Here is a 7,344-nt window from a genome sequence, read left to right as displayed (position 1 = left end):
ATCTACACAGGCGAAGACACTCTTTCCCTACACGACGCTCTTCCGATCTAATTCACGGCGTTGTTCGGGATTTGCTTGACGTAAACGTTCACGTAATGCTCGACGTTCTTCAATAGATAATGATTGCCATTTTTCACGCATGATTTCACGTTGTTCAGGTGGTAATTTTTTAAACCAACGCCATTTGCGTTTAATTTCTTCTTGTTCGTCAAGAGGCAATTTGGCAAATTCTTGGTATTTAGCAAGCAATTTTTGGCGTTTTTCAGGTGAAAGTTGCTGCCAACGCTCAAAACGTTGTTTCGCCTCATTTTTATCTTCGTCTGATAAGCTTTGCCAGTGATCAATACGTTTAGCAATAGCTGATTGCTTATCAGCAGGTAGCTTATCCCAGTTATCTTTTAGATTCATCAAAGCTTCTTGCGAAGCTGGGGGTAAATCTTGCCAACGAACACCCTCTGCCCAGCTTGATGCGCTAATTAAGAGTAAACTGATGATTAAAAAACGTTTCATTGTTTAATCTCCTTGGTGTTATTAGCAGACTGTTGACGTTGATTGTTTGATTGAGTTTGAGCATTATGGGTGTTTGATTCTAGCTCCTGATGTGCCGCATCAAATAATTCGGGTTGTTCACCAAACTCTAATAAATAATCAATAAAAGCAGGGTCTAAAGCGGGTTGTGCATAAGCTACGGGTGTTAACAAGCAACTCAGTAATAGGCTTGTCTGCCATTTTTTCATTGTTCTTCTCCTAGAACCATGAGCATATCCATATCTTCTAATAGTTGGGGGTCAACAGAAGTATGAATAGCGACTGCTTTTGTTTGTTGAGAATGAGTGCTTTGCTGAATTAATTTAGGGCTGAAAATGACCATAGTTACGGTGGCCGCAATCGCTAAGCTGCCGCCCAAATACCACCATTTTTTTTGCTGTTGACGATTTTGTAAGTGTTGTTGACGTTGGCGTTGGGCTTGTTCTGCCAACAATTGTAGTTTGTCATCAAATTCGTGAGCTTGTTGGCTATGTTGATCTAGGCTTTGGCAAATATGAGCGACCATCATCTCATCTTTGCGTGTGTTATGGCTCATGATGTTTCTCCGCCAACATTTGCTTGATTTAACGCTGAACGCAGTATGCTTAATGCTCGGCTATAATGTGTTTTTACACTACTTTCGCTACAGCCCATAATTTGAGAGGTTGTTTGAATATCTAAACCTTCCCATGCCCGCAATAAAAAAGCTTGTTGTTGTCGTTCTGGTAAAGTGCTTAACACCTGTTGTACTAATTTAATATCACTCGCATTGGCTAAGAGTTGCGCAGGATTATCTTCATAACTATTAGCGATTTGCTCAAAGGGATTGATTTCATCCTCATCATCAATTGTATGACTACTAAACCATGTTAACCATTTACTACGACGAGCTTGTTTTCGTTTCCAATCAGTAATTTGGTTGCGTAGAATGCCATAAAATAAAGGTGTCCATTGTTCGCTAGGTTTATCACTATAGTGATTGATAAATGAGAGCAAACTATCTTGCACAATGTCTTGGCTTTGATGATGAAAATTAGTCGCTAGCTCGGTCATTACTAAAGCTCGGCGACCAATTTCTTTTAGCCATTGTTGTATGGTTAATGGGGCTGGACGTGTCGACATCGTATTATTCTTTGTGTGAAGAAAGTCATTATCATGACTTTCTTTCAATACTATGTTTTTAAATATAGGACTTACGCATTTCACTGAAATTAGCGCGTTTTGTGAACTAAAAATCGCTAAAAGCGATTGTTTAGTGAGCAAATAAGCAATAACCGCGTAAGTCCTAAAATAGTCCATGACCATAAGCCATTGTGTGTCCATAGGCAAGCATCTTTTGGCACTCTGTTAATTTGCACTCGTTTGTGGATTGAGTTGATGCGTGACACTATGTTGTTTGCTTTCACCGTTAGGCGTATTGATTGTGGTGGTTTTGGTGACCGTACCTGCTTCTTTATCAACAACACCAGTCACTTGCTTGCTACCTGTTTTTCCATCAGCTGTAGTAAAACTATGACTACGGTTAAAGCCATCTTCTGTTTTTTGGCTGGTGCTAGTATTGCTATAGCTTTTGCCATCAAATGTTGTACCTGACATGGTACGAGTATGTGTACCAGTTTCTTTATCATTAACAACAGTGATATTTTTAGTAGCAGTTTGGCCTGCACCATTTGTTAATGTACTATTACGAGTAAAACCATTGTCAGTGGCTGTTTGTGTGGTTTCACGTTTGACTGTTTCACCATTAGCTAAGGTGCGAGTGCTAGTTTCACTAAAATTTTGACGTTTAGCAGCACGTTCGCGTCCCATCTCACCTTGATGTGGACGAGCATGCTCCATACGTTGGCCTCCACCAAATCCACCTTCGCGAGCAAAAGTTTGTTGAGTGATAGTGGCTAATACAGCGGCTAAAATTAAAGCGTGACCTTTTGTCATGATCGTTCTCCAGTATTTGAGTTGAACATACAAAAAAGAGCTAAGTATGTTGCTACTGTAAAAAACGTCTGATTTAAAATAAAGTTGACAAAAAAAATTAAAAATACATAAAATTTTTGCTAATATTTTTTAAGTTTATAAATTATAAGCGAATTTTTATGTTGAATATTGTGCTGTTTAGACCAGAGATTGCAGGAAATACAGGAAATATCATTAGATTATGTGCTAATACTGGTGCAAATTTACATCTGGTTAAACCCTTAGGTTTTGATTTGGAAGATAGCAAATTACGTCGTGCAGGTTTAGATTATCATGAATGGGCAAGGGTACAAATTCATGATAATTGGTCTGCCTGTTTGCAACATATTCAACCCAAACGCATTTTGGCTTTTAGTGCTAGAGCTAAGCAAAATGCCTATTCTGTTGCTTATAATGAACAAGATTTATTGTTATTTGGCCCAGAAAGTACAGGTTTAACGCCTGAGATGATGACTGAGTTAAATTTGAATGCAGAGCAGTTTGTCAAGTTGCCAATGAAGGCAGGCCGCAGTTTGAATTTGTCCAATGCGGTAGCAGTGACTGTTTATGAAGCATGGCGGCAATGTCATTTTTGCGGAGCAACAGAATAAGCCTTAAATTCTAAGCCAGAAATATGAAACTGATGAGATTCAAATTGCACTGTCGTATGGGGAGTAATTTGTTGATAAAAATTATCGCTGACTAAAATTTCATTTTTTTCGGCAAGATCTTCACCCAATTTATAGGCAATATTGACAGCATCACCATAACAGTCTTGCTGTGGAATGGTTAAGATACGACCAAAATCTAAACCAATGCTGACAGGTGTATCTTGTTGTTGACATTGTTGACGAATGTCAATGGCGGCTAATAAGGCTTGTTGGCAATCATCAAAAGTAGCCATCAGATTATCGGCACTATATTTAACTAACTCTCCGTTATGTTGGCTAATTAATGGTTGTGTGCAGTGTTGCATTTTTCGGATTTTCGCTAAATAGGCAATAATGCCTTGACGACGCACTGTTAAAGAAAACCCACTCATATCTAGAGCCAAAACCGCTTTATGAAAGCCATACTGTTGCCATATTTGTGTTTCTAACTCATCTTTTTGTTCGGGATGTGCATTAAGACGATCAATCAGGCCAAAGAAATTTTGCATGATTTACCTACCTCCAATTTTTAAACAATTGCAATAGCACTGATTTAAGAATATCACAAACAGGTGCTTAAAAAACAAACTGACAAGATTGCGCCCCGAGCTGTTTTAACGGTATAACCCTGTTAATCATAAAATAAAACACGGAGGGGCGTATGACTCAGCATAAAATATATAATGATATTGATTCGGTAGAAACCCAAGAATGGTTAGAAGCTTTTGAATCAGTGGTTGAGCGCGAAGGTGTAGAGCGCGCCAAGTTTTTATTACAAGCTTTAACTGCTCATGCTAATCGTTTTGGTGTGCAGCTAAGTCGTTTAAATACGCCCTATATTAATACCATTTCTCCCCAAGAAGAACCGATGTTAGCAGGCGATCCTTATATGGAGCGTCGAATCCGCTCGTTGATTCGTTGGAATGCTTTGGCTATGGTGATGCGTGCCAATGATAATGATGACGAGTTAGGTGGACATATTGCTACCTTTGCTTCGAGTGCTACTTTATATGATATTGGTTTTAATCATTTTTTTCGTGCGCCACACGACACCTTTGGTGGCGATTTAATTTATTACCAAGGCCATTCTTCACCCGGTATTTATGCGCGTTCTTATTTAGAAGGGCGAATCAGTGAGGCACAATTAGAAAACTTTAGACGTGAAGTCGATGGCAAAGGCTTATCGAGTTATCCGCATCCGTGGTTAATGCCCGATTATTGGCAATTTCCAACAGTGTCGATGGGTTTAGGGCCGATTATGGCCATTTATCAAGCTCATGTGACTAAGTATTTAATTAACCGAGAATTATTGCCCGAACAACAACGCAAAGTGTGGGCGTTTTTAGGTGATGGCGAAATGGATGAGCCAGAATCTTTGGGAGCTATTGCCTTAGCAGGCCGAGAAAAACTCGATAATTTAGTGTTTGTCATTAATTGTAATTTACAGCGTTTAGACGGGCCAGTGCGCGGTAATGGCAAAATTATTCAAGAGTTGGAGTCCGTATTTAGAGGCGCAGGTTGGAATGTGATTAAAGTAGTGTGGGGGCGCAAATGGGATAATTTGTTGGCCAACGATACCACAGGCGTTTTAAAGCAACGTATGGAAGAATGTGTCGATGGTGAGTATCAAGCCTTTAAAACTCATGGTGGCGCGTATACCCGCGAGCATTTTTTTGGCAAATATCCTGAATTAAAAGCGATGGTTGAACATTTAACTGATGAAGAGATTTATCAGTTAAATCGTGGTGGCCATGACCCGTATAAAGTGTATGCCGCTTATGCCAAAGCGATGGCTCATCAAGGCCAGCCAACCGTTATTTTGGCCAAAACCGTCAAAGGTTATGGTACAGGTGCAGGCGAAGCGGTCAATAAAACACACCAATTAAAGAAGCTCGATTTAGATTCGCTTAAAGCCTTCCGTGATCGTTTTGATATGCCATTTAGTGATGAAGAGCTAAAAAAAGTACCGTTTTATCGTCCTTCAGAAAATAGCCTAGAATTACGCTATATGCACGAGAGACGGCAAAAATTAGGCGGCTATTTACCCAGTCGAGATAATCAAGCTCATCCATTAGTTGTGCCTGAATTAGCGCAGTTTGACAGTGTATTGCAAGGTTCAGAGCGCGCCATTTCAACTACCATGGCATTTGTGCGTTTGTTAAATATTTTGCTCAAAGACAGCCAAATAGGTGAGCGAGTTGTACCCATTGTGCCTGATGAAGCACGGACTTTTGGTATGGAAGGTATGTTTAGACAAATGGGCATTTATTCCCATGTTGGTCAGTTATACACACCCGAAGACTCAGCGCAAATGATGTATTACAAGGAAGATAAAAAGGGCAGAATGCTCGAAGAAGGTATTAATGAAGCAGGGGCGATGAGTGCATGGATTGCAGTTGGCACGTCTTATTGTATGCACCGTTTGCCGATGATACCGTTTTATATTTTTTATTCGATGTTTGGTTTTCAACGTATTGGTGATTTGGCATGGGCGGCAGGTGATATTCAAGCTAAAGGCTTTTTGTTAGGTGCAACCAGTGGCCGTACCACCTTAAATGGTGAAGGTTTGCAGCATCAAGATGGTCATTCCCATTTATTAGCCAGTACCATTCCCAATTGTGTGGCCTATGACCCTTGTTATGCTTATGAATTGGCAGTGATTATTCAAGATGGTTTACGCCGCATGTATCAACAAAATGAATCGGTGTTTTATTACTTAACAACCATGAACGAAAATTATCCGCATCCTGCTATGCCAAGTGGTGTAGAAGAGGGTATTCGTCGTGGTTTATATCTGTTAAAAGCCGCACCCGAAGGGCATGGTCATCAAGTGCAATTATTGGGTTCGGGCGTCATTTTACGCGAAGTAGAAGCGGCTGCTGAGTTATTAATGAATGTCTATGGCATTCGTGCTGCGGTTTGGAGTGTGACCAGTTTTAATGAGTTACGCAAAGAAGCTTTAGCTTGTGAACATTGGAATCATTTGCATCCTTTAGAAGCACCGAAAGTGCCGTGGGTGACACAGCAACTTCATGCAGTTAAAGGCGCAATTATCGCTGCCAGTGATTATATGCGTATTGTCTCAGAACAAATTAGAGCCTTTTTACCCCAAGGTTTACCCTATATCACCTTAGGTACAGATGGTTTTGGTCGTTCGGATAGTCGAGAGAAATTACGCGAGCATTTTCAAGTGAATCGTTATTTTATTGCTATTGCTGCGCTCAATGCTTTAGCGGATGATGGTGTGATTGGTCGGAGTGTGGTGCAAGACGCTTTAGAGCGTTTTGAGATTAATGTTGACAAACCGTTTGCACCCACTATCTAAGGAGAGAATAACCATGACTACACAAACGATTTACGCACCCGATTTAGGTACAGACAGCGCGGACGTGATAGAAGTTTTAGTTAAGGTTGGCGATCAAATTAGCATTGATACACCATTAATGGTCTTAGAGTCTGCTAAAGCGAGTATGGAAGTGCCGAGTAGTTTAGCGGGTACGATACAAAGCATTGAGGTAAAGGTTGGTGATAAAATTAGCGAAGGCAAGGCTTTAATTCAAGTGACAGTGGCAGGTGAACAATCAGCAAATAACAATCAACCACAAGCACAAGACATTCATCAGCCCAACACTAATCATGCCTCAATACCAAGCGAGCCAAAACCAGTTATAGCACATCAAGAAATTAAGCAAGATCAACAAAGGCAAACCACAAAAATGCTTGCGGTACATTGTGGCCCAGCCGTCAGACGTTTAGCGCGTGAGTTGGGGGTTGACTTACAACAAGTAACAGGCACGGCAGCAAAAGGCCGTATTGTTAAAGAAGATATACATCAGTTTGTCAAACAAGCATTAAACACACCAGCACCAGTGCATACACAAGCTGTGAATCCAACGGTATCAGGATTGCCCATCTTGCCTGACATTGATTTTAGTAAATGGGGTGAAGTTGAGTTTAAAGACCTAAGCAAAATTCAAAAATTATCGGCACAAAATTTACATCGGGCATGGTTACATATTCCTCATGTGACTCAATTTGATGAAGCCGATATTACTGATTTAGAAGCGTTTAGAGTCTCTCAAAAAGATAGTTTAAAAGCCCAAGGCGTAAATTTAACCTTATTAAGCTTTTTAGTGAAAGCTTGTGCATATGTGTTAGAAAAAATGCCTAAGTTTAATAGCTCGTTAAGTAAAGACGGGGAGCAGTTAATTAT

Annotated in this window: 8 protein-coding genes; 3 read left to right on the top strand and 5 right to left on the bottom strand. The window is 40.2% G+C overall.

The genetic code is table 11. From position 1 onward, the window contains the following. Positions 1 to 506: 506 nt before the first annotated feature. The 4 genes from Q0212_RS07005 to Q0212_RS06990 all read right to left on the bottom strand — a co-directional run bounded on the left by Q0212_RS07005 (position 507) and on the right by Q0212_RS06990 (position 2,463). The gene (locus tag Q0212_RS07005) at positions 507 to 737 is read right to left on the bottom strand and encodes a hypothetical protein (RefSeq protein ID WP_297923934.1); all 231 of its coding nucleotides are present in this window, start codon (positions 735 to 737) and stop codon (positions 507 to 509) included. Continuing rightward, positions 734 to 1,084 carry a hypothetical protein gene (locus Q0212_RS07000; RefSeq protein WP_297923933.1) on the bottom strand — a complete coding sequence of 117 codons (351 nt, stop codon included), beginning with the start codon at positions 1,082 to 1,084 and terminating at the stop codon, positions 734 to 736. Before Q0212_RS07000 ends, Q0212_RS07005 begins: the two co-directional genes overlap by 4 nt. Then, a complete protein-coding gene (locus Q0212_RS06995) occupies positions 1,081 to 1,650 on the bottom strand; it encodes an RNA polymerase sigma factor (protein ID WP_297923932.1) in 570 nt (189 codons plus the stop codon). The genes Q0212_RS07000 and Q0212_RS06995 overlap by 4 nt, the downstream gene beginning before the upstream one ends. A 225-nt stretch (positions 1,651 to 1,875) precedes the next feature. Then, on the bottom strand, positions 1,876 to 2,463 hold the full coding sequence (locus Q0212_RS06990; RefSeq protein WP_297923931.1) for a hypothetical protein: 588 nt from the start codon (positions 2,461 to 2,463) through the stop codon (positions 1,876 to 1,878). 158 nt (positions 2,464 to 2,621) lie between these two features. Between Q0212_RS06990 and Q0212_RS06985 the strand changes: the two genes are divergently transcribed. Beyond that, the gene (locus tag Q0212_RS06985; protein ID WP_297923930.1) at positions 2,622 to 3,092 is read left to right on the top strand and encodes a tRNA (cytidine(34)-2'-O)-methyltransferase; all 471 of its coding nucleotides are present in this window, start codon (positions 2,622 to 2,624) and stop codon (positions 3,090 to 3,092) included. Here the strand turns inward: Q0212_RS06985 and Q0212_RS06980 are convergent. After that, positions 3,068 to 3,640, bottom strand: coding sequence for an adenylate/guanylate cyclase domain-containing protein (locus Q0212_RS06980; RefSeq protein WP_297923929.1), 573 nt, complete (start codon positions 3,638 to 3,640; stop codon positions 3,068 to 3,070). The two genes, Q0212_RS06985 and Q0212_RS06980, sit on opposite strands and share 25 nt — an antisense overlap. Positions 3,641 to 3,792: 152 nt before the next feature. Here Q0212_RS06980 and aceE point away from each other — a divergent pair, with 152 nt between their 5' ends. Beyond that, positions 3,793 to 6,456, top strand: a complete 2,664-nt coding sequence (aceE, locus tag Q0212_RS06975) for a pyruvate dehydrogenase (acetyl-transferring), homodimeric type (RefSeq protein WP_297923928.1) — start codon at positions 3,793 to 3,795, stop codon at positions 6,454 to 6,456. A 13-nt stretch (positions 6,457 to 6,469) separates the two neighbouring features. Continuing rightward, on the top strand, positions 6,470 to 7,344 hold an 875-nt coding region (locus tag Q0212_RS06970), incomplete at its 3' end, for a 2-oxo acid dehydrogenase subunit E2 (protein WP_297923927.1).

The sequence above is a fragment of the uncultured Agitococcus sp. genome, from assembly GCF_937920075.1.
In the GTDB taxonomy this organism is placed as follows: Bacteria; Pseudomonadota; Gammaproteobacteria; order Pseudomonadales; family Moraxellaceae; genus Agitococcus.
Note: the sequence above shows the minus strand (reverse complement) of the source record. Positions and strands in the feature narration are given on the sequence as shown.